Source organism: Nonomuraea cavernae (assembly GCF_040655715.1).
Lineage (GTDB): Bacteria > Actinomycetota > Actinomycetes > Streptosporangiales > Streptosporangiaceae > Nonomuraea > Nonomuraea cavernae_A.
In genome coordinates this window covers 18,986-40,397 of the sequence record NZ_JBFAKL010000032.1, presented here as the reverse complement: position 1 = coordinate 40,397, position 21,412 = coordinate 18,986, and the positions used below count along the sequence as shown (strand labels likewise).

General features: G+C 71.7%; 21 protein-coding genes. 7 read left to right on the top strand and 14 right to left on the bottom strand.

Features of this window, described 5'->3' with window-relative positions:
* Positions 1 to 39: 39 nt before the first annotated feature.
* The 4 genes from AB0I38_RS34070 to mraZ all read right to left on the bottom strand — a co-directional run bounded on the left by AB0I38_RS34070 (position 40) and on the right by mraZ (position 4,465).
* Positions 40 to 2,367 carry a penicillin-binding transpeptidase domain-containing protein gene (locus AB0I38_RS34070; protein ID WP_358490212.1) on the bottom strand — a complete coding sequence of 776 codons (2,328 nt, stop codon included), beginning with the start codon at positions 2,365 to 2,367 and terminating at the stop codon, positions 40 to 42.
* Complete coding sequence (locus AB0I38_RS34065) at positions 2,364 to 2,861, bottom strand: hypothetical protein (protein ID WP_358490209.1); 498 nt, start codon at positions 2,859 to 2,861, stop codon at positions 2,364 to 2,366. Before AB0I38_RS34065 ends, AB0I38_RS34070 begins: the two co-directional genes overlap by 4 nt.
* Complete coding sequence (rsmH, locus tag AB0I38_RS34060; RefSeq protein ID WP_436838802.1) at positions 2,845 to 3,777, bottom strand: 16S rRNA (cytosine(1402)-N(4))-methyltransferase RsmH; 933 nt, start codon at positions 3,775 to 3,777, stop codon at positions 2,845 to 2,847. Before rsmH ends, AB0I38_RS34065 begins: the two co-directional genes overlap by 17 nt.
* Before the next feature lie 256 nt (positions 3,778 to 4,033).
* Positions 4,034 to 4,465, bottom strand: a complete 432-nt coding sequence (mraZ, locus tag AB0I38_RS34055) for a division/cell wall cluster transcriptional repressor MraZ (protein WP_358490203.1) — start codon at positions 4,463 to 4,465, stop codon at positions 4,034 to 4,036.
* A gap of 454 nt (positions 4,466 to 4,919) precedes the next feature.
* Between mraZ and AB0I38_RS34050 the strand changes: the two genes are divergently transcribed.
* The 3 genes from AB0I38_RS34050 to AB0I38_RS34040 are packed head-to-tail and all read left to right on the top strand — an operon-like array spanning position 4,920 to position 9,588.
* Complete coding sequence (locus tag AB0I38_RS34050; protein WP_436838801.1) at positions 4,920 to 5,915, top strand: AAA family ATPase; 996 nt, start codon at positions 4,920 to 4,922, stop codon at positions 5,913 to 5,915.
* Positions 5,912 to 7,174: a DUF58 domain-containing protein gene (locus tag AB0I38_RS34045; protein WP_358490198.1), complete on the top strand. Its 1,263-nt coding sequence runs from the start codon at positions 5,912 to 5,914 to the stop codon at positions 7,172 to 7,174. Before AB0I38_RS34050 ends, AB0I38_RS34045 begins: the two co-directional genes overlap by 4 nt.
* Positions 7,171 to 9,588 carry a DUF3488 and transglutaminase-like domain-containing protein gene (locus AB0I38_RS34040; RefSeq protein ID WP_358490196.1) on the top strand — a complete coding sequence of 806 codons (2,418 nt, stop codon included), beginning with the start codon at positions 7,171 to 7,173 and terminating at the stop codon, positions 9,586 to 9,588. Before AB0I38_RS34045 ends, AB0I38_RS34040 begins: the two co-directional genes overlap by 4 nt.
* A 65-nt stretch (positions 9,589 to 9,653) precedes the next feature.
* Here AB0I38_RS34040 and AB0I38_RS34035 read toward each other — a convergent pair whose 3' ends face one another.
* The 3 genes from AB0I38_RS34035 to AB0I38_RS34025 all read right to left on the bottom strand — a co-directional run bounded on the left by AB0I38_RS34035 (position 9,654) and on the right by AB0I38_RS34025 (position 12,323).
* Positions 9,654 to 10,052, bottom strand: coding sequence for a DUF3040 domain-containing protein (locus tag AB0I38_RS34035; protein WP_358490193.1), 399 nt, complete (start codon positions 10,050 to 10,052; stop codon positions 9,654 to 9,656).
* Between the two features lie 232 nt (positions 10,053 to 10,284).
* Positions 10,285 to 11,526: a DNA polymerase IV gene (gene dinB, locus AB0I38_RS34030; protein ID WP_358490190.1), complete on the bottom strand. Its 1,242-nt coding sequence runs from the start codon at positions 11,524 to 11,526 to the stop codon at positions 10,285 to 10,287.
* Between the two features lie 77 nt (positions 11,527 to 11,603).
* Positions 11,604 to 12,323, bottom strand: a complete 720-nt coding sequence (locus AB0I38_RS34025; protein WP_358490185.1) for a methyltransferase domain-containing protein — start codon at positions 12,321 to 12,323, stop codon at positions 11,604 to 11,606.
* Between the two features lie 268 nt (positions 12,324 to 12,591).
* On the opposite strand from AB0I38_RS34025, the gene AB0I38_RS34020 reads away from it, so the two are divergent.
* The gene (locus tag AB0I38_RS34020; protein ID WP_358490183.1) at positions 12,592 to 13,449 is read left to right on the top strand and encodes an LLM class F420-dependent oxidoreductase; all 858 of its coding nucleotides are present in this window, start codon (positions 12,592 to 12,594) and stop codon (positions 13,447 to 13,449) included.
* A 9-nt stretch (positions 13,450 to 13,458) separates the two neighbouring features.
* On the opposite strand, the gene nusB is transcribed toward AB0I38_RS34020, so the two are convergent.
* The 5 genes from nusB to AB0I38_RS33995 are packed head-to-tail and all read right to left on the bottom strand — an operon-like array spanning position 13,459 to position 17,756.
* Complete coding sequence (gene nusB / locus AB0I38_RS34015) at positions 13,459 to 13,869, bottom strand: transcription antitermination factor NusB (RefSeq protein WP_358490179.1); 411 nt, start codon at positions 13,867 to 13,869, stop codon at positions 13,459 to 13,461.
* 1 nt (position 13,870) lies between these two features.
* Complete coding sequence (efp, locus tag AB0I38_RS34010) at positions 13,871 to 14,431, bottom strand: elongation factor P (RefSeq protein ID WP_358490176.1); 561 nt, start codon at positions 14,429 to 14,431, stop codon at positions 13,871 to 13,873.
* Between the two features lie 25 nt (positions 14,432 to 14,456).
* A complete protein-coding gene (locus tag AB0I38_RS34005; RefSeq protein WP_358490173.1) occupies positions 14,457 to 15,491 on the bottom strand; it encodes a M24 family metallopeptidase in 1,035 nt (344 codons plus the stop codon).
* A 44-nt stretch (positions 15,492 to 15,535) separates the two neighbouring features.
* A complete protein-coding gene (locus AB0I38_RS34000) occupies positions 15,536 to 17,098 on the bottom strand; it encodes a serine/threonine-protein kinase (protein ID WP_358490171.1) in 1,563 nt (520 codons plus the stop codon).
* A gap of 58 nt (positions 17,099 to 17,156) precedes the next feature.
* On the bottom strand, positions 17,157 to 17,756 hold the full coding sequence (locus AB0I38_RS33995) for a TetR/AcrR family transcriptional regulator (protein ID WP_358490167.1): 600 nt from the start codon (positions 17,754 to 17,756) through the stop codon (positions 17,157 to 17,159).
* A gap of 117 nt (positions 17,757 to 17,873) precedes the next feature.
* On the opposite strand from AB0I38_RS33995, the gene AB0I38_RS33990 reads away from it, so the two are divergent.
* Complete coding sequence (locus AB0I38_RS33990; protein ID WP_358490165.1) at positions 17,874 to 18,335, top strand: hypothetical protein; 462 nt, start codon at positions 17,874 to 17,876, stop codon at positions 18,333 to 18,335.
* Between the two features lie 34 nt (positions 18,336 to 18,369).
* Positions 18,370 to 18,750 (top strand): putative quinol monooxygenase, encoded by a 381-nt coding sequence (locus AB0I38_RS33985; protein ID WP_358490164.1) that lies wholly within the window; start codon positions 18,370 to 18,372, stop codon positions 18,748 to 18,750.
* 87 nt (positions 18,751 to 18,837) lie between these two features.
* Here AB0I38_RS33985 and AB0I38_RS33980 read toward each other — a convergent pair whose 3' ends face one another.
* Complete coding sequence (locus AB0I38_RS33980; RefSeq protein WP_189126670.1) at positions 18,838 to 19,878, bottom strand: LLM class F420-dependent oxidoreductase; 1,041 nt, start codon at positions 19,876 to 19,878, stop codon at positions 18,838 to 18,840.
* A 92-nt stretch (positions 19,879 to 19,970) separates the two neighbouring features.
* Between AB0I38_RS33980 and AB0I38_RS33975 the strand changes: the two genes are divergently transcribed.
* Positions 19,971 to 20,858, top strand: a complete 888-nt coding sequence (locus tag AB0I38_RS33975) for an endonuclease/exonuclease/phosphatase family protein (protein WP_358490159.1) — start codon at positions 19,971 to 19,973, stop codon at positions 20,856 to 20,858.
* On the opposite strand, the gene AB0I38_RS33970 is transcribed toward AB0I38_RS33975, so the two are convergent.
* Positions 20,844 to 21,410, bottom strand: coding sequence for a nucleotidyltransferase family protein (locus tag AB0I38_RS33970; RefSeq protein WP_358490157.1), 567 nt, complete (start codon positions 21,408 to 21,410; stop codon positions 20,844 to 20,846). The genes AB0I38_RS33975 and AB0I38_RS33970 overlap by 15 nt on opposite strands.
* Positions 21,411 to 21,412: the final 2 nt, after the last annotated feature.

The following is a 21,412-nucleotide window of genomic DNA, read 5'->3' as shown; positions in this document are numbered from 1 at the left end:
GACGACGGGGGACGCACGGCGGCAGCGTACCTTTCCTGGTCACTGTCCCGCGCGCGTCCGCACCGAAGGCGCGGCTGAGCCCGTCGGAGGAATCTTCTTGCTCTTGATGGCGAACGTCATCACATCCTTGAACACGGGGGCCGCCAGCTGCCCGCCGAAGTGACCGTTCTTCGGGTTCTGCAACACCGAGAGCACCACCAGCCGGGGCGCGTCGGCGGGGCTGAAACCCACGAAGGAGGCCGTGTAGCCGTCGTAACGGCCGAGCTGCTGATCGTAGCGGTCGGCGGTGCCGGTCTTGCCCGCCACCCGGTAGCCGGGGATCGCCGCCAGCTCACCGGTGCCCTCGGCGCTCACCGCGAGCTCGAGCATCGCCGTGATCTCCTTGGCGGTCTTCTCGCTCACCACCCTGGTCTGCTTTCCGGGCGGTGCGGCCACGAACCTGCCCGACGCGTCGGTGCTGCCGGCGACGATCTGCGGCTCGATCTTGACGCCGCCGTTGGCGATCGTCTGGTAGACGCTGGCCATCTGCAGCGCGGTCACCGAGACGCCCTGGCCGTAGGCGACCGTGCAGCTCTGGCTGCCCGACCACTTGCGGTAGTCGGGCAGCAGGCCCGCCTCCTCGCCCGGCACGCCGCCGCCCGGCTTCGCGCCGAAGCCGAACGCCTTGAGCATCCGGTAGAGGCGCTCGCTGCCGACCTCGCGGGCCGCCATGATCGTGGCGACGTTGCTGGACTGAGCCATGGCCTCGCGGAAGGTCATGGACTCCGGGGGGTGCGGGTGAGCGTCGTGCAGCACCCGGTCGGCGCACTTGATGTTGTCCTTGACCTGGAAGACCGTGTCGGGGCTCACCTTGCCCGCCTCCAGGGCGGCGGCCGCGGTGATCACCTTGTTGGTGCTGCCGGGCTCGAACACCTCGGCCACGGCCTTGTTGATGTACTGGATCGAGGAGGCCGCGCGCCAGTTGTTGAGGTCGAGCTCGGGCGAGTTGGCCATGGCGATGACCTGGGCGGTGCGCACGTCCATGACGATGACGGTCCCGCTGCTCGCGCCCGACTCCTTGGTCTGCTCGGCGATGGCCTCCTGGGCCGCCCACTGGATGTCGCGGTCGATGGTCAGCCGCAGGTCGCGCCCGTCGACAGGGGCGGTGCGCTGGCTGCTGGTCATCGGGATGCGCTGCTGGTCACGGCCCGTCTCGACACGCTGCTTGCCGTCGCGCCCGGCCAGCAGGGAGTTGTTGGCCCCCTCAAGACCGGCCAGGCCCTTCTCCTCGTCGCCGACGAAGCCGATGAGGCTGCCCGCCAGGTCGCCCGCGGGATAGTCACGGCGGTAGGTCTTCTTCGCGGTCAAGGTGGGCACGCGCGCCTTCAGCAGGGCGTCGGCGGTGACCGGGGCGACGTCGCGGGCCAGCAGCTGGTATCGGGTGTCGGTGCGGGCCAGCTTGGTGGCGATCTCCTCCACCGGCTTCCCGAGGCGGGACGCGATGACGGAGGCGACGGTGGCCCGGGCGGCGGGCGGCACCTTGGTGGGGTCGATGGCGATCTCCCTGGCCTCCAGGGTGACGGCCAGGGGATGCCCGTTGACGTCGGTGATCGTGCCGCGCTTGGCCGGGATGTCCTCGGTGTGCACCCGCTGGCGGGCCGCGGCGGCCTCGTAGACCTTGGAGTCGAGGCCCTGCATCTGGATCAGCCGGCCGGCGAAGATCGACAGGATGAACGTCATGCCGATCAGGCCGATGTTGATCCTCCGGCGCGGGCTGCCCAGCCGCAGGATGAGCGGCGGCCTGGGCGGGCGCGGCGGCGCGGGCGGGCGGCGCGGCGGGCGCGGCGGGCCGTCGCCGCGCCAGGGCATGCGCCCCGGGCCCGGGACACGCCCGCGCGACCCGCTGGAGCCCTCCTGAGCACGGCTCCGCGCGCCGTCGGTCTCCTGCCGGGCACGCGACCGGCCCCGGGGGCCGTCGTCGTCCGGGCGGGAGCGGCCGTCACGGGTGCGGGATGGTGAGGGGTCCGGGCGTGCCTGAGGGCGGTCGTCGCGGCCCTGGGGAGTGCGGTCCCTGGCGCGGTCGGAGCCGTCGCGGGCCCCTCTGCGCGGGTCGTCGGACCGGGGACGCCGGCCGTCGGCGGGATCCTGGGGCGGCCGGTTGCGGTCGGCCGGGCCGGCGCCGAAGGGGAGGTCGAAGGGGTCGGGCCGCTTCCTCGGGTCGTGCGGGCTGTCAGACGGCGGCCGGCCCGCACCCTCTGAGCGGGCCGACCCACCGCCCTGGCGGCCGGTCCGGCCGGGACCACCCGGCGTACGGCGAGCGGCGCCGGGCCCTCCCTGAGAGCCGGCGCCGCGGCCGGGACCCTGCCCCCTGCCGCCTGTCTCCCTCACCGTGCCTGGCCCACCCGGTCAGCGTCGTCGGTGGCGCCGGTCAGCGGGTTGACGTTCTTCCAGGCGCGGCCGAGATTCTGCTCCTCGGCCTCTTCGGCGATGGCGCCGGGCTGCGTGAGCTTCTGGATCCGCTGCGCCACCTCCTCGTTCTGCAGGCGCGCGGTGGAGATCTCCTCGCGGAGCGTGGTGGCGGTGATCGAGTCTTGGGCGAGCACGGTGTTGAGCAGCAGCAGGCTCACCAGGCCGCCACAGAGCAGGCCGAGGACCAGCAGCACGAACGGGGCGCGCTGGCGCCGCCGCGAGGGCTGCCGGCCGGCCGCGGACCGGGCCGGGCGCGCCTCGGGCACGGGCGCGTCGGCCGCCGGGCGTGGCCGCGGGATGGGCTTGGACTGCTGTGGCACACCGGGCCTGCGCCGGGTCCCCGGCCCAGTCGTGGGCACGGCGCCGCGGGCGGGCGCGCCCCGCCTGGTCTCCTGCTCAGTCCTGGTCGTCAACACGGATCCTCTCTGCCGCCCTTAGCCGGGCCGAGGCCGCCCGCGGGTTGCGGGCTACCTCCTCTTCGCTCGGGAGCTCGGCTCCCCTCGTCAGCAGGCGGAACCTCGGCTGGTGTGCCGGTAGGGGGACGGGCAGCCCGGGCGGGCTGGTGTCCTTGGTTCGCGCCGTGAGGACCTGCTTGGTCAGCCGGTCCTCCAGGGAGTGGTAGGAGAGCACGACGACTCGCCCACCGAGCGCGAGCGCGTCGAGGGCCGCGGGAAGTGCCGCCTCCAGGGCGGCCAGCTCCGCGTTGACCTCGATGCGCAGCGCCTGGAAAGTCCTCTTGGCGGGGTTGCCCCCAGTGCGCCGAGTAGCGGCGGGAATCGCCTGACGAACGATCTCCGCGAGCCGCTTAGTCGACGTTATGGCGTCCTTGGCCCTTTCCTTGATGATTAGGCCCGCGACACGCGGTGCGAACCGTTCCTCTCCGTAATCGCGGAGGATGCGAATTAGCTCCGCAGCGGAGTAGGTATTGACCACCTTCTCCGCTGTGAGCTCCTGCTCGGTGTCCATCCGCATGTCGAGGGGAGCGTCATAGGAATAGGCGAAACCCCGCTCGGCCTCGTCCAGCTGGGGCGAGGAGACGCCCAGGTCGAACAGCACACCGTCGACCGTGGCGTGGCCCTCGCGGGCGAGCAGGCTCGCCAGCTCGTCGGAGGAGGCGTGGAGCAGGGTGGTGCGGCTCGCGTAGGGAGCGAGCCGGCGCGTGGCGAAGTCGACCGCGAAAGGGTCGCGGTCGATGCCGATCACGTGAAGTGACGGTATGGCGGCGAGCAGGGCCTCCGAGTGGCCACCGAGCCCGAGGTTGGCATCGACGACGACAGGCCGCGCGCCGGTGAGCGCCGACGCCAGCAGCTCCATTACGCGGTCGAGCATGACCGGAACGTGACCGCCCGTGCCTGCGTTTTCGTACATCTCCAACCCCCCTCTCGCGTCCTGCTCGCGGATGACGCGGCCGGCGATCGATCGGCTCTTCCTGGGTCCCAACCCGGCGCCGTCCGGCCAGGTCCCCATCCGCACCCTCTTCGTGGATGCCCGCCATCTGACACCGGGGAAGGTGCATCAGCTGGCCGGCAGTGGTTGCGGGTGGAGACCTCGCCGAACGACATCTCCGACGGATCGACCGTGTTCACTACAAGATCCCTGGCAGCACCTCCTCCGACAGATCGGCGAACGCCTGCTCCTGAGCGTTGAGATAGGTGTCCCAGGCTTGGGAGTCCCAGATCTCCAACCGGGTGTTGGCCCCGATCACCACGCAGTCGCGCTGCAGGCCTGCGTACTGGCGCAGGCTCTGCGGGATCGTGATGCGCCCCTGCTTGTCAGGAGTCTCGTCGGACGCGCTGGCGAAGAAGACGCGGCTGTAGTCGCGCACCGCCTTGGCGGTGACCGGGGCGGTGCTGAGAGCCTCGGTAATGCGCTGGAACTCCTCCACGGGAAAGATGTAGAGGCATCGCTCCTGGCCTTTGGTGATCACAAGACCCTCCGCCAGCTCCTCACGGTACTTAGCCGGCAGGAACAGCCGTCCCTTGTCGTCGAGACGCGGCTGATGGGTGCCGAGGAACATCGGCCCCACCTCCCGTGCCTCAGTGAAGTGCTCAGCGCTGGCGCACCAGGCCCTCCACTGCGCACCACCATACTCCACTTCTCCCCACCGTCAACTGATTCTAACTCTCTGGATAGCCTCGGCGTCTCGCGTTTCTCCAGGTCAGCGCGATGGGGTCCGGTGGGGGGCGGCGGAGGGCGCGCCAACCCTCATGGGCGTGTCGAGGGTTGACAGCGCCGTGAAATTGGGCGATGCGGGGCGGGCGGGGCCCCGGCGTGGAGGAAAGTGGGGCGGATCACATGCCGGATGTCACCAGATTCGCCGCACTATCGGGACAAGATCCCGACATCTGTGGAGTTCGCTGAAAATCCACAAATGTCGCTCATGAACCCCCAGCGTCGTAGGGTCGTACAGACAATGGAAAAGAAAGGCATGGCTCCCGCAACGGCACACCCTCGTGCGGGGCAGCCGTCGCATGTCTCATGGAGGCCTGGTGGCAGTTACCCATGACGTCCCTCAGCAACTCGACGAGTTGGTCTCCACCGCCCACCGGATCCGGCAGGCGATCGAGTCCGTGGTCGAAGGCAAGAGCGACGCCGTCCGCCTCACCCTGACGGTTCTGCTCGCCGAAGGGCACCTGCTCATCGAGGACGTGCCCGGAGTCGGCAAGACCATGCTGGCCAAGGCGCTGGCACGATCCATCGACTGTCCGGTGCGGCGCGTGCAGTTCACCCCCGACCTGCTGCCCAGCGACATCACCGGGGTCAGCGCCTACAACCAGCAGACCCGCGAGTTCGAGTTCAAGCCGGGGCCCGTGTTCGCCAACATCGTGGTCGGCGACGAGATCAACCGCGCCTCCCCCAAGACGCAGTCGGCGCTGCTGGAGTGCATGGAGGAGCACCAGGTCACGGTCGACGGGGTGACCTACCGGCTGGACGCGCCGTTCATGGTGATCGCCACCCAGAACCCCATCGAGATGGAGGGGACCTATCCCCTGCCCGAGGCGCAGCGCGACCGCTTCACCGCCAGGGTCGCCATGGGCTACCCCGAGCCGTCGGCGGAGCTGGAGATGCTCGACGTGCACGGCGGCACCTCCCCGCTGGACAAGCTCGAGCCCGTCGCCACGACCGCCGAGGTGCGCGCCCTGATCGAGGCCGTACGCGGCGTCTACGTCTCGCAGGCCGTCAAGAAGTACGCCATCGACCTGGTCGTCGCCACCCGCCACTCCCCCGACCTGCGGCTGGGCGCCTCCCCCCGCTCGACGCTGCAGCTGGTCCGCGCGGCCAGGGCGCACGCCGCGCTGACCGGCCGCGACTACGTCATCCCCGACGACCTGCAGGACCTGGCCGTGCCCGTGCTGGCGCACCGGCTGCTGCCCAGCGTCGAGGCGCAGGGCCAGCGCCGCCTCCCGGAGCAGGTGGTGACCGACCTCGTCAGACGCGTGCCGGTGCCGGAGACGCGAGCCTCGTGAGAGCCGGACTTCAGGCGCTCACCTCCCGGGGCCGGTCGTTCCTGGCCTCGGGCATCGCGGCCTCGGTGATGGCGATCCTGCTCGGCGAGAACGACCTGTTCCGGATCGGCGTCCTGGTGACGGCGCTGCCACTGCTGGCCGCGATGGTCGTGGCCCGCACCCGGTACCGGCTGAGCTGCGCCAGGCGCCTGGACCCGGCCAGGGCCGAGGCGGGCGGCGACGCCACCGTGACCCTGCGCCTGGAGAACGTCACCCGGTTGCCGACCGGGCTGCTGCTGATCGAGGACACCGTGCCGTACGCGCTGGGAGTGCGGCCCCGGTTCGTACTGGACCGGGTGGAGCCGCGGGGCATCCGCGAGATCGACTACCGGGTCCGCTCCGACCTGCGCGGCCGTTACACGATCGGCCCGCTGTCGATCCGCATCGCCGACCCGTTCGGGCTGGTGGAGCTGACCCGCTCGTTCACGATCAGCGACACGCTGGTGGTGACGCCGCAGGTGGTGGCGTTACCGCACGTACGGCTGTCCGGCGAGTGGACCGGCGGCGGCGACAGCCGCACCCGGAGCGTGGCCGCGGCGGGCGACGACGACGTGGCCCCGCGCGAATACCGGCAGGGCGACGACCTGCGCCGGGTGCACTGGCGCTCCACCGCCCGCCATGGCGAGCTGATGGTACGCCGGGAGGAGCAGCAGTGGCAGAGCCGCGGCGCGCTTCTGCTCGACACCCGCAGGCACGCCCACCGCGGCGAGGGCCCGCGCTCCTCCTTCGAGGTGGCGGTCTCGGCCGCGGCCTCGATCGGCGTGCACCTCGCCCATGAGGGCCTGGGCCTGCGGCTGGTGACCGACCAGGGCGCCGAGCACCTGACGGACACCGGACTGAGCCGGTCGCTGCTCGACACCCTGGCCGTGGTACGGCAGAGCCCCGCCCGCTCGCTGGAGACGGCGATGACCGCGCTGCGGCAGGGCGGCGGCGACGGGCTGGTCGTGGCCGTGCTCGGCTCGCTCGAACCGGAGGAGGCCCGGGAACTGGCGAGGATCCGGCACACCGGCATGACCGGGGTGGCGGTGCTGCTCGACGTGCCCACCTGGGACGGCGCCGACCCCGGCGCCTCCGAGGAGCACCAGGCGGTGCAGGGCGTGCTGGCCGGATACGGCTGGCGCATCGTGCGGATGCCGGCGGGCACCTCGATCGCCTCCGTCTGGCAGGACGCCGCCAATCGCGGCAGGTACGCGCTCAGCTCGCCCGGAGGTGCGGCATGAGGTTGTCGATCGCGGCCGGGGTGGCCACGTTCTCCTCGGCGATCCTGCTCTACCCGCTCTTCGAGGGCGGCGCGTGGTTCTGGGGTGCGCTGGGCGCGGTGTTCGCGGTGCTGGTCGCCAGCCTGCTGAGCGGGCGCCTGTCGCTGCCCGCGTGGGCGGCGCCCCTGGCGAGCCTGATCGCGCTGTGGATCTACCTGACCGCCTCGTTCTCCTCCGAGGAGGCGTGGGCGCTGGTCGTACCGACCAAGGAGTCGGTGCTGGAGCTGGCCCGCCTGCTGGCCACCGGCTGGACGGACATCCAGCGCTTCGCCGCGCCGGTGCCGGCCAACGAGGGCATCGCGCTGCTCACCACCGGCGGCGTGGGCCTCATCGCGATCATCGTCGACCTGTTCGCCACCCGGCTGCGGCGGGCGGCGCTGGCCGGGCTGCCACTGCTGGCGCTGGCCACGGTCCCGGCCACGATCCTGACCGAGCCGATCAGCTGGCCCGCGTTCATCGTCGCCGCGCTCGGCTTCACCAGCCTGCTGATCGCCGACGGCCGCGAGCGGGTGGGCCAGTGGGGCCGGGCCGTGCTGGTGCGGCGTTCCCGGTCGGTCGCCCCCGACAAAGCGAGAAACCTGGCCGACACGCGGGGGCTGCGGCTGTCGGGCAAGCGGATCGGGTTCGCCGCGATCGCGCTGGCCGTGCTCGTCCCCGCCGCGCTGCCCGCGATGGAGCCGGTGTCGTTCTTCACCTTCGGGGTGGGCGGCTCCGGATCCGGCACCGGCAACTCGATCAGCATCCCCAACCCGATCGCGAACCTGAAGGGCCAGCTCGAACTGCCCGAGCGGCGGATCGTGCTGTCCTACACCAACGACGACGACAAGCCCCGCTACCTCAGGATCTACTCGCTCGACACCTTCGACGGCGATCAGTTCGGCATGACGCAGCCCAAGGGCGCGCCGGACAACCGGACGGACAACGGCCCGCTGCCGCCACCGCCGGGCCTGGGCCAGGACGTCAAGCTCACCAACGTGGTGACCGACGTCCAGATCAGCGAGGAGATCGCCAAGCTGTCGTTCCTGCCGCTGCCGTACCCGCCGAGGCAGATCCGGATCGCCGGCGACTGGCGCGCGGACGTCGGCACCCTCATGGTCTTCTCGACCCGCGACGAGGCCGCCGGGCTGGATTACCAGGTGGCCACGAGCGAGCCCGCGCCGACCCCCCAGTTGCTGGGCGGGCTGCCGCAGACGAGGTCCGCGATCGATCCGCGCTACCTGAGCGTGCCGGAGGATCTGTCGCCGCAGATCAGGGACCTGGCGCTGCGGGTCACCGCGGACGCCTCGACCAGCTACGAGGCCGCGGTGAAGCTGCAGGAGTTCTTCACCAGGACCGGCGACTTCACCTACAGCCTGAAGACCCAGGGGCACGACAAATCGGCGCTGCGGGACTTCCTGCTGCGTCACCGGGCGGGCTACTGCGAGCAGTTCGCCGCGTCGATGGCGGTGCTGGCCCGGATCGCCGGCATCCCGGCCCGGGTGGCGATCGGCTACACCGGCGGCACGAAGGTCGGCGACCGGTGGATGGTCGGGACGAACGACTCCCACTCCTGGCCGGAGCTCTACTTCGAGGGGGTCGGCTGGCTGCCGTTCGAGCCCACGCCGACCGGATCGCTGGGCCAGGGCAGTGCCCGGGTTCCCGACTACACGCTGCCGCCGCCCACCTCCACCGATGAGAGTTCCGTTCCGACGCCCGGCGCGACCAGCGCCGGCGAGGAGGAGCCGGCCGACCCGCAGGCCCGGCAGAACCTCCGCGAGCTCGACCGGGAGGCCACCCTGGCGACCGGCGGGCTGCCGCCGGACGACTCGATGCCGCTGGCGGGCAAGCTGGGCATCGGCGCCGGCGCGCTGCTGGTCCTCCTGCTGGTGCCGGCCCTGAGCAGGCTGGTCACCAGGAACAGGCGGATCCGGGCACTCGGCTGGAAGGTGGCCGAGCCCTCCGACGAGGTGACCAGCCGGGTGATGGCGGGCCGCCATCCGTCGGTCGCGGCCGTCTGGGCGGAGCTGGACGACGTGCTGTACGACTACGGGATGGCCCGCCAGACCAGTGAGACCCCGCGCGCGCTCGCGCGGCGGCTGACCGAGCAGTACGAGTTCGACGCGGGCTCGGCGGCGTCCATCGCGGCGATCGCCTCGGCGGTGGAGCGGGTGTTGTACGCCCGTGCCCCGGGCGAGATCGGGCCCATGCGGCAGGATCTGCGCAACGTACGGCAGGCGCTGGCCGCGACGGTGTCGCGCGGGAGGCGGGTGCGGGCGGTGCTGCTGCCCCCGTCGACGCTGCGGAGGCTGCGGAGGCTGGGCGAGGGCCTGCTGGACGGGTTTGACCGGCTGGAGAACATCCGGCTGCGCCGGACGGCAGCGCAAAGGGGATCGTGACGGTCTGATCGTTCGTGCGGTCGTTCCTCAGTGGAACGACCGCAGGAAAGTCAGGGCTTCGGGGGTCAATGCTCGTCGTGGCGGCGGCGCCAGCGTTCTTCCATGCGCTCCATGAAACTGCCGCGGTTGGCCCGCCGGGCCGGTTTGCCCGCAACGGGCGCACCGCCGGGGGCTGCGGCGGTGTCACCGAACCCATTCATACGTTTCCAGCTGGACAGGCCCCACAGACACGCGGCGAGCATGACCACGAAACCGCCGACGCCGAGCGGAATCAAGTTGATCACCACGCCGACCATCAGCAGGATGACGCCGAGAGCGAAGCCGATGGAGGCCTTGACCAGGCGACGCTTGTAATGGCTGCGTGGGTCACTGATCCTTACGGTGTTGGCCCACTTCGGATCCTCGGCGTAGAGGGCCTGCTCGATCTGGTCGAGCAAGCGCTGCTCGTGCTCAGAGAGCGGCACGGCGCCTCCCAAGGACGGCCCCTGGACGGGGAAGACGGCAACGGACGACACGGGGTGTCCGAACCTCGCGGTCGGTTATCCCCAGAATACGAGGCTGTAGACGTAGGCGAAAGCAAACGTCCAACGCAGACCAAACCGGAGGTGACGTCATAGCTCCATTGTGGGTCATCAGGGTCATCGGCGCACCACTCCCCCCAAGCCTCCCCACATGTCTCCCCCCGCGACATCGGCGTCATGTCTCCATTTCATCAAGTCTCCCGCGAACAAGCGATGCCGGGAGCACCGCATCGGGCCCGAATCTGCGAATCGCCCGGTCCATGGCGCGCTCAGCCTCACGCCATCCGGTCTCACGCTCACCGAGAGTGAGCTGCCGTGACGCGGAGTCGGCCGGACGCAGGTTTTCCATCCGGACGCCGACGAGACGCAGGCGCACCCGCTCAAGCCCGGCCGCCTCAAAAAGCTCGCAGGCGGTCGTGTAGATCTCCTGGGCGACGTCGGTCGGCTCCCTGAGAGTGCGGGACCGAGTGATCGTGGAGAAGTCGGCTCGGCGCAACTTCACACTCACCGTCCTGCCCATGTGGCCGCTTTTACGCATCCTGGCGGCCACGCGTTCGGACAGACGCAGCAATTCCCGCCTGATCGTCTCGGGATCGTCGACATCGGTCGCGAACGTCTCCTCGTTGCCGATGCTCTTGTCGGGCACGTGAGCGGTGACGGGCCGCTCGTCACGCCCCCAGGCCAGCGCGGCCAGATGACCGCCCGCCGCCTGGCCCAGCTCGCGCTGCAGGGTGCCCGGCGGCACCCTGGCCAGATCTCCGACGGTGCGGATGCCGAGGCGCACGAGCGTCTGCTCGGTGCGCTCGCCGACCCCCCACAGCGCCGACACGGGCAGCGGATGCAGGAACGCGACCACCTCGCCGGCCGGCACCACGAGCATCCCGTCGGGCTTGCACTGCTTGGAGGCGAGTTTCGCGACGAACTTGCTGCCCGCCACCCCCACCGAGCAGGTGATGCCGTAGCGCTCCAGCACCTGCGCCCGGATCAGCTCGGCGATCTCGGCCGGCGAGCCCAGCCTGCGCCGCGCGCCGCCCACGTCGAGGAACGCCTCGTCGGAGGCGATCGGCTCGACCAGCGGCGTGATCGAGTGGAAGACCTCCATGACGCCCCGGGAGACCTCGGAGTATTTGCCGTGGCTGGGCGGGATGACCGTCGCCTTGGGGCACATCCTGCGGGCCCTGCTCATCGGCATCGCCGAGTGCACGCCGAAGGCCCTGGCCTCGTAGGTGGCGCTGAGCACCACGCCGCGCCCGGCGGGCGAGCCCACGATCACCGGGCTCCCCCGCAACTCGGGCCGGTCGAGCAGCTCGACGCTGGCGAAGAAGGCGTCCATGTCGACGTGCAGGATCGGGCAACCGGTGTCGTCGGCCCCGGTCTGCGGTGCGGGGCCGATCCCTGTGATCTGCTTGCGGGACACGCCTTCGAGTCTATCCGAACAGACGTTCTATGACTCGGGTGGCGGAGCGGACCGGCATGAACTCTCCCTCGCGCCGCTCAGCTCCGATGCCCGAGGGCGTGGAGCTGGGTGGCCACATCGCGGAGCACGGGGTGGGTGGAGGCCGCCTGTTCGAGGGCCACGAGCGCGTCGGCCGCGCCGGGCTCGCCGTCGACCAGGCGGCTCGGCACCAGGTCGGCGAAGACGCGCACGCCGTGGATCTCGACCGCCACGAACCCGGTCGCGGCCAGCAGCTCGGAGAGGGTGCGCGAGGTGTAGCGGCGCGGCGTGGGGTCACGGTCGCCCCAGCTGCCACGGGGATCGGCCAGCACGGCCCTGGCCTCGTCGAAGTGGCCGGCCAGGGCCCGGTGGATCGCGCTCGCCACCGGGTTGGCGGTCAGCACGCTCACCGCGCCGCCGCCGCGCAGCAGCCCCGCGACGGCGGTCAGCGCGCCGATCGGGTCCTCGACGTATTCGAGCACGCTGTGGCAGAGCACCAGGTCGGCGCTGTCGCGGTCGAGCAGCTCGCCCAGATCGGCCGCGTCGCCCTGCAGCGCGCGCACGCCCACGCCCTTCTCCTTGGCCCGGCGCTCCAGCGCGGCCAGCGAGTCGGGGCTCGGGTCGACCACGGTGACCGTGTGGCCCAGCTCGGCCAGCGGAACGGCGAACCCTCCGGTGCCGCCGCCCGCGTCGACGATGTCGAGCCGGTCACGCCCGGTCGCCTCGGCCAGAGCGGCCAGCTCGGCTCGCAGCGCGTCCCAGACGACGGCGGTCCGCACCGCCGGGGTCCTCGTGACGCCTTCAGCACGCAACGTGGGCTCGCCTCCCTCATCGTCCTCGAACGGAACCCGCCCCAGCCTACGCTCTGCGCGGGCTCCGCATGCCTGCCAGGTCGAAGCGCTCACGAGGGCGGCGGCCGGGTATGGGAGCGATGTTGCCGAGGCCAAGGTTGTCGCGAGTATCGTGACGGCGCCCGCCGCGGGGCACACCCCTCGTCCATCATGTCGTCGAACCCTGTCGAGCCCTGGCCAGTTGGAGGTCTCCGCGATGAACGGCAGCACGACCCCGAAGATCGGAAGGTACGGCGTCTTCGCCGCGCCGTCTCGCCAGGGTCCGGACGTGCGGGCCGAGGCCGTCGCGGAGCTGGAGGAGCTCGGCTTCAGCGCGGTGTGGGCGGGCAACAGCACCATCGAGGAGGCGGCCGGCCTGGTGGCGGCCACGTCCAGGATCGTCGTGGCCACCGGCATCCAGGGCATCTGGCACTACGACGCCGCCCGCACCGCCGAGCGCTACGCCGAGCTGGAGGCCACCTACCCCGGCCGCTTCCTGCTGGGCCTGGGGGTCAGTCACCCCGAGTTCATCGAGGGCTACCAGCGCCCGTACACCGCCATGACCGACTATCTCGACGCCCTGGACTCCGCGCCGGCGCCGGTGCCGCGCGAGCGCCGGGTGCTGGCCGCGCTGGGGCCCCGGATGCTGAGGCTGGCGCGCGACCGGTCGGCGGGCGCCTTTCCCTACCTGGTCACCGTCGAGCAGGTGGCGGCGGCCCGCCAGATCCTCGGTGAGGGACCGCTCCTCGCTCCTGAGCTGGGCATCGTGCTGAAGACCGACCCGGACCGGGCCCGCGCCCTGGCCCGGGGGGCGCTGCAGCCGTACCTGCGGCTGACCAACTACGCCGACAACTGGCTGCGCGGCGGTTTCGCGGAGGACGATCTGGCCGACGGCGGCAGCGACCGGCTGGTCGACGAGCTCTTCGCCTGGGGCGACGACGCGCGGATCCGGGCCCGCATCGAGGCCTTCCAGGCGGCCGGAGCCGACCACGTGGTGCTGCAGAGCATCAGCCGGCACGGCCCGGCCCGGCCGCCGCGTGAGGACTGGCGGCGGCTCGCCGAGCTGCTCCGCTGAGGACCGGCGTCAGAGCGTGAGGCTGGGCTTGAGCTGCTTGAACCGGGCCAGCAGCCCGTTGACGAACTGGGGGGACTCGTCGGTCGACAGCTCGGAGGCCAGGTGCACCCACTCGCTGATGACCACGCCCTCGGGCACGTCGGGCATCCACAGCAGCTCGTAGGTGCCGCCGCGCAGCAGGTTGCGGTCGACGGCGGGCATGCGGTCGAGGGTCCAGCTCTCGGAGTAGGTGGTGATCAGCTCGTCGATGCGGGCGCCGTGCCGCACGACGCCCTCAACGAGAGCCGAGGTGTATTCGTTGACCGGGGGGTCCTGGCGTTCGACCCGCTCGGCCAGGATGTTCAGGGGGTCTTCGCCGCGGAGCTCGGACTCGAAGAGGATGTCGAGCGCCCGCCTGCGTGCTTTGCCGCGTGCCGACACCTCAGGCCCGGCCGAGATAGTCGCCGCTACGGGTGTCGACCTTGACCTTCTCGCCGGTGGTGATGAACAGCGGCACCTTGATCTCGGCGCCGGTCTCGAGCGTGGCGGGCTTGGTGCCGCCGGTGGAGCGGTCGCCCTGCAGGCCGGGCTCGGTGTTGGAGATGGTCAGCTCGACCGCGGCGGGCAGGTCGACGTAGAGCGCGGAGCCCTCGTTGAACGCGATCGTGGCCAGAGTGTTCTCCAGCATGTAGTTGGCCGCGTCGCCGACGGTGCCGGCGGGCACGTTGACCATGTCGTAGGTCTCGGTGTCCATGAACACGAAGTCGTCGCCGTCCTTGTACGAGTACTGCATCTCGCGCTTGTCGACGTTGGCCACGTCGACCTTCACCCCGGCGTTGAACGTCTTGTCGACGACCTTGCCCGAGAGGACGTTCTTGAGCTTGGTGCGCACGAACGCGCCGCCCTTGCCCGGCTTGACGTGCTGGAACTCCACAACGGCCCAGAGCTCCCCGCCGTCGAGCTTCAGCACCATGCCGTTCTTGAGGTCGTTGGTCGTCGCCACTCGTTCTCTCCCGCGTGTGGCCGCTCTACAGCGCGAGCAGCTCCTTGGACGTCTTCGTGAGGAGTTCCGGCCCGCCCTCACGTGTCACGAGGGTGTCCTCGATGCGAACGCCGCCCCGACCGGGGAGGTAGATCCCTGGCTCGACGGTGATCGGAACTCGGTCTTCAAGTCTACCGGTCCGTGAAGGGCCCAGGAACGGCTCCTCGTGGATCGCCAGCCCGACGCCGTGCCCGAGACCGTGCCGGAAGTGGTCGCCGTGACCCGCCTCCTTGATCACGGAACGGGCGGCGGCGTCCACCGCCCAGGCCTCCGCCCCTGGCGCGAGCGCCTCCCGGCCGCACCGCTGGGCCTCGGCGACGAGCTCGTAGATCTCGCGCTGCCAGGCCGCGGGCTCGCCTATCGAGACGGTACGGGTCATGTCGGCGTGGTAGCCGTGGTAGTTGGCGCCGAAGTCGATGGTGACCAGGTCGCCGGCGCGCACCTGCCTGCCGGTGGGGGCGTGGTGCGGGACGGCGCCGTTCTCGCCCGCCGCGACGATGGTGTCGAAGGCGGGCCGGTCGGCGCCGAGCTCGATCATGCGGGCTTCGAGCAGGCGGGCGACGTCGCGTTCGGTCACGCCCGGCCTGATGGCGCCGCAGACGTCGGCGAACGCCTGGTCGCTGATCGCGCAGGCCGTACGGAGCAGCTCCAGCTCGTCCTCGTCCTTGACCGCGCGCAGCCGTTCGACGAGGGGTTCGAGCGGCACCAGGCCGCCTCCCAGGCGATTGAACGTCGCCACGCTCATGCTGGCGGCCTCGATGCCGACGCCCGGCGCGGCCAGCCTGGCCGCCACGTCGGACGCCTCGACGGCGGGCACGTCCAGGCCGCCGGTCTTGTCGATGTAGCGGTTGTCGGTCGCGAGCAGCGCCGAGCCGTCCACCCTGACCAGGACGGCCGCGTTGGAGCTCGACAGTCCTGTGAGGTAACGCACGTTGACGGCCGACGTGACGAGGAGGGCCTCGACGTCGTGAGCGGGCAGCAGCTCGGCCAGCCGGGCCCGGCGCCCGGAATAGTGGGTCATGGCGCCAATGTACGGGGCCAGGGCCGGTGGCCGCCGCCGGGGAGCTAAAGGCGCCAGTCGCCCAGGAAGTCGGGCAGCGGGCCGGCCGTGTCGACGTCGCCCTTCTCCTGGGCCCTGGCCAGATCGCGCACGATGTCGCGGAGCTCGTTGCGGCCGGACTCCTCGCGGCCTTCCGCGAACTTCCGGGCGGACTTCCTGATCTTGTCGTGAGCCTTGCGCGCGGCCCTGGGCTCGATGCCGCCGATGGCCTCCTGGGCCGTCACGGCCTCATCGAACTCGCTCAGCCACTTCGGCCAGCCGCCCGGCGGCACGGTGTCGCGCAGGGTGGCCTTGGGATTGGGCCCGCCCGTCTCCCGTAGCGTGACCACCTCGCCGGGTGTGGCGGTCGGCGCCGGCTCGGATGGGGCGGTCGTGGAAGGCACGGCGGAGGGGGCGGTCGTGGCGGGCGGGCTGGTGGCCGGCGCGGAGACCGGCGTGCGGCTGGACCCGCCCCACGCCATCATGCCCACGGTGACGGCCACGATGGCCGCGACGGCCACGCCGAGCTGGACGAACAGCTTCCTGTTCGACGCGCGCTCCTCGCCGGGGAGCGCCTCGAAGATCGCCGTGTCGCCGGCGCGGGGGGCGCCGGTGGGGAAGGTGGCGGCCATACCCGGCGGAGGCGGGGGCGCGGGCGCGGCCTGGGGGCGCGGCCTGGCGATGGCGGCCAGCGCCCGGCGCACGGCCTCCCCTCCCGCCGGGCGGCCGGCCGGGTCTCTGGACAGCATGGCCAGCACCAGCCGGTCCAGCTCGGCGGGGACCTCGGGCCGGTGGCGGCTCGGCGGCACCGGCCGGCCCGGCTCACCAGCCGCGCCCTGCCCGGTGGGCGTGCCGGGGGCGGTGGGCGTGCCGGGGGCGGTGGGCGTGCCGGGGGCGGTGGGCGTGCCGGGGGCGGTGGGCGTGCCGGGGGCGGTGGGCGTGCCGGGGGCGTGGGGACCGGCGGGCTTTCCCGCGGCGCTTTCGAAGGGGGAACGGCCGCACAGCAGTTCGTAGCAGACGTAGCCGAGCGCGTACAGGTCGGTGGAGGCGCTCGCGGCGCGCCCGTCCGCCAGCTCGGGAGCGCGATAGCGGACGGCGTCCGGGGCGGGCGGCTGGTCGGCCAGCCCGAACCCGACCACCTTCAGCACCCCGCTGCCGGCCCGCCGGAAGCTGTCCGGCCCCACCTGCCCGTGCACCACCCCTGCCCGGTGCGCCGCGTCGAGCCCGGCCGCGGCCTGCCCGACGAGGTCGCAGACGTCCACGATCCGTAGCGGCCCCCGCGCGGCCAGCTCCTCCCCCAGACTCTCCCCGGTGAGGAACTCCAGCACGAGGAAGGGCGCCCCGTCGCGATCGCCGACGTCGAGCACCATGGCCACGTTGGGGTGGATGACCTTGGCCACGGCCTGGGCGTGCCGCTGGAGCGCCTCGTGTGTGGCCGCGCCCGCGGCCTGGGGTCCCAGCAGCTTGACGGCCACGGTCCAGTCGGCACGCGTGTCGTAGGCGCGCCACACCTCCCCCATCGGCCCGCTGCCGATGAGCTCGTCCAGCCGGTATCGGCCGGCGACCAAGGACGGCGCCTCGTCGGACATATCCCCGCCAATAACTTGAGTAACGGCATTTCCGACCCACCCTAGAGCCCCAGGACGCTCAGCCGGTGCCCAGATGGCGAGCTACGGCGGCCAGCATGCGATCCAGCTCGTCGCGGCCCGGCCGGGGATAGGCCTCGCCGGCCACGACGAGGTTGTGGATCGCGCCGGTGACGAGGAAGCCGTAGGCGCGGGCGTCGACGTCGGCTGAGACGCGGCCAAGGCGCTGCTCCGCCAGCAGATAGTCGGTCACGGCCGACTCGAACGAGAGCGGCAGCCCCGACTCCCGCACCTTGTGGTCGACGACGGCCGTCAGCGCCTCGTCGTCGATCTCACCCGCGAGCGTCAGGGTGGTCATGTCGCTTTCGAGCAGGATGCGCGCGTAGCGGGCCAGGTTGCCGGCCACGGTCCCGGTGCCGGCCTCGGCCACCCAGGCGTCGAACGCGGCCCGAAGCCGCCCGAGCTGCAGGCCGACCAACTCGGCGACCAGCTCCTCGCGGTTGGCGAAGATCTTGTAGGGCAGCCCCACCGCGCAGCCCGCCTCGGCGGCGAGTGCCCGCATGGTCAGGGCCTGGGCCCCTTCGCGCTCGACGAGCCGTTGCGCGTGCTGGATCAGCGCGGCCCGTAGCTCCTGTGTCGCCTGCGGCGTGCGGCGAGGCACCACGTCAGTCCCTCCGGACTCTCTCGTACGGGCGGCCATCATCCCGCCCTTTACTGTGAACGCATGTTCATGAATACTGTGAACTATGGTTCACGATATTCATCACAAGGAGAGCACATGTTCGCCGACGCGCCCAAGCGGGTGAGATCCACCGAGACGGGGGTTCTGCTGGCCTGCGCCGCCCAGGTCGTCACCACGACGGTCCATCACGTGTACGGGGCCGTCCACTTCGGCACGCCCGGCCGGTACGCGGCGGTCGTCATCGCCCTCGCCCTGTTCGCCGTCACCGCCCTCGCCCTCGCCGTCAGCGGGCGGGCCTCCGGCCCGCTCCGCACGGTGAGCTGGTGGATCTTCTGGACGGGAGCACTGGTGGGCTTCGTGCTGCTGTTCGGGACGATCGAGGGCCTGGTCACCCACGTCATCGCGCCGATCGTGGACGGGGGATATCCGGCGGCGGAGCCGTTCGACCTCGTCTTCCAGGGCACCGGAGTGCTCCACGTCGTCCCCGCCGCCGCCACCGCCGCGCTGCTCACGCGCCTGCTGAGGGCCCGCCGCCAGGCGTCCCCGGCCCCTGCCTGAGTCTCCTCACCGACCGACCGATCAAGGAGCTGTCATGTCCGAAGCGTTCATCTTCGTCTCCCGTCACCGCGCCCAGGAGGGCAAGGTCGCGGACCTGCCCGCGCTCGCCCGTGAGTATGCCGCGTTCGTGCGGTCACACGAGCCCGACGCCCTCGGCTACCACGCCTTCACCAGCGAGGACGGCACCGAACTCACCCAGATCCACCTCTACCCCGATGCCGGCGCGATGGACCACCACCTGAAGGTGGCCCACGAGTGGATCGGCCAGGCCGCGCTGAGCGTGGAGACGATCGCCATCACCGTGCTGGGCACGCCGGGGCCCGTCCTCGGCGAGGCGCTGCGCGCCAACGAGGAGGCCGGCGTGCCGGTCACGGTGATGCCCCGCCCGGTGGCCGGGTTCGACGGCGTCGCCTGAGCGAGAAGGGCCGGGCGGAGCACAGGGCTTCCGCCCGGCCCTTCACGGGCAGGGTCGGCGAGTCTCCCTCCTACGGCGGGCGGCGGGTCAGGAGGCGAGCTCCTTGATCGTCTCGATCAGCTTCAGCCGCTCCTCGTGGGTCCGGCCGAACGGCGCGACGTTCAGCGTCGTCACCCCCGACTCCTTCATGGCCTGCACCCGGTCGCGGACGAAGCCCTCGCTGCCGACCAGCGACATCTTCTCCAGCAGCTCGCTCGGCACCAGCGCCGCGGCCTCCTGCTTCTTGCCGTCGAGGTAGAGCTCCTGAATCTGCTCCGCCTCCTTCTCGTAGCCGTAGCGCCGGGCGAGGTCGTTGTAGAAGTTGCGGCCCTTGGCGCCCATGCCGCCGATGTACAGGGCAGCCATCGGCCGCCCGAACTCCAGCAGGTCCGACACGTCGTCGCCGATGGCCAGGGACGCCTGGGCGATCACGTCGAGCTCGCCCAGCTCGGGCGCCCGCTTCGCCTTGCCGGCGGCCAGCGAGGAGCCCCACACGTCGGCCGCCTTCTCCGGCACGTAGAAGATCGGCTCCCAGCCCTCGGCCAGCTCGGCGGTCAGCTCGACGTTCTTCGGGCCGATGGCCGCGACCACGATCGGGATGCGGGGGCGTACCGGGTGGTTGATGATCTTCAGGGGCTTGCCCAGGCCGGTGCCCTGCCCGGGCGGCAGCGGCAGCGTGTAGTGCTTGCCGGCGTGTTCCACCCGCTCGCGCCGCCACACCTTGCGGCAGATCTCGATGACCTCGCGGGTGCGGCCCAGCGGGGCGTTGTACGGCACGCCGTGGAAGCCCTCGATCACCTGCGGCCCCGAGGCGCCGATGCCCAGCGTGAAGCGCCCGTCGGAGACGTAGTCGAGCCCGGCGGCGGTCATGGCGAGCAGCGTCGGCGTGCGGGAGTAGATCGGCAGGATGCCGGAGGCGATCTCCAGCCGCTCGGTCTTCGCCGCGATGTAACCCATCTGGCTGACCGCGTCGAAACTGTAGGCCTCGGCCACGAAGACGATGTCGAGTCCGGCCTTCTCGTAGTCGGCCAGCTCGGCGACCGACTCCTTGAAGCCGCCCGAGTAGTTGAGTGCCATACCGATGCGCATGCCGGGCTCCCGTGAACCGAATGATGTTCCGTTGCGTCGGCAACAGGTTAGCGCGTCAGCGCGTCGGGCAGCGAGCCACTAGCGTGGGCCAGATGCTGAAGCGGGTCGTCATCGTCGTGTCCGTCGTGGTGGCCGTGGCCATGGCGGGACACCGCCTGATCCCGGTGCTGGGCGGGTTCACCCCGGTGATGGAGAGCCTGCTGCCGTGGCTGGGCGTGGCCGTGCCGCTCCTGGTCCTGGCGGCGCTCGCGGCGCGGTCCAAGGCCGCGACGGCGGCCGCGCTGGTGCCGGGAGTGGTGTGGGGGGTCATGTTCGGCTCGGCGCTGCTGCGCACCCCGCCCGGCGGGCCCAGCGACCTGGCGGTCGGCACCGTGAACGTGGGCGTGACCAACAGCGCCTCGGGCGAGGCGGTGCGCTCCATCGCCAAGGACCTCGACCTGCTGGCGGCGCAGGAGCTCACCGTGGGCGGCCCGGCGGCCAAGCAGCTCAACAAGATGTTCCGGCATCGCTACACGGTCAGCACGGTCGGCCTGTGGAGCCGCTACCCGATCAGCGACTCGTGGCCGGTCGACGTCGGCCTCGGCTGGCCGCGCGCGCTGCGGGCCGTGGTGACCACCCCGAAGGGCAAGGTCACCGTCTACGTGATGCACCTGGCCTCGGCCCGGCCCGGGCACACCACCTCGCGCGACGTCTCCCTGGCCGCCGCCCGCGAGCTCGTCGACGCCGACTTCAGCAAGCGGATCCTGCTGCTCGGCGACCTCAACACCGCGACCACCGACCGCGGCATGAGCGGGCTGACTCCCCCGCTGTCCGACGCCCAGCAGGAGGCCGGCGACGGGTTCGGCTTCACCTGGCCGTCGTCGTTCCCGATCACCAGGCCCGACCACATCCTCTACAAGGGGATCACCGCCACCAAGGCGGGCGTGGCCGCGGCGACGGGCAGCGACCACCGGGCGGCGCTCGCCTCATTCCGCTTCTAGCAGGTCCAGGTCCTCAGGCGTGTCGATGTCGGCCGGGTCGCCGAGGCCGTCGCAGGGCACCTCCGTGACCAGCTCGGGGTGCGCCTTCAGGAACGGCCGCGCGCCCACGTCGCCCACCGCCAGCTCGGCGACCCGCGCGAAGTGGCGGCGCGCGATCAGCACCGGGTTGCGCCGTCGCCCGCCGTAGGTGGCCACGGCCACCTCGGCGCCGGCCTCGATCAGCCTGCGCACCGCCTCCGGCCGGATGAACGGCTGGTCGACCAGCGCCACCACCACGGCCGGCGCCTCCTCGGGCAGCGCGGCCAGCCCCACACGCAGTGAGGAGCCCATGCCGGAGGCCCAGCCGGGGTTGCGCACGGTCACCGCGCCCCGGACCTGCACGGTGGCCGCGCCCAGCACGACCACCACCGGATGGCAGCCGCCCTCCTCCAGCAGCCGCACGCCGCGGTCGACCAGCCGTTCCCCCTCGTACGTGACCAGCGCCTTGGGCATGCCGAGCCGCGATCCCTGGCCGGCGGCCAGCAGCAGCCCCGCCACGCGGGGTGAGTTCATGA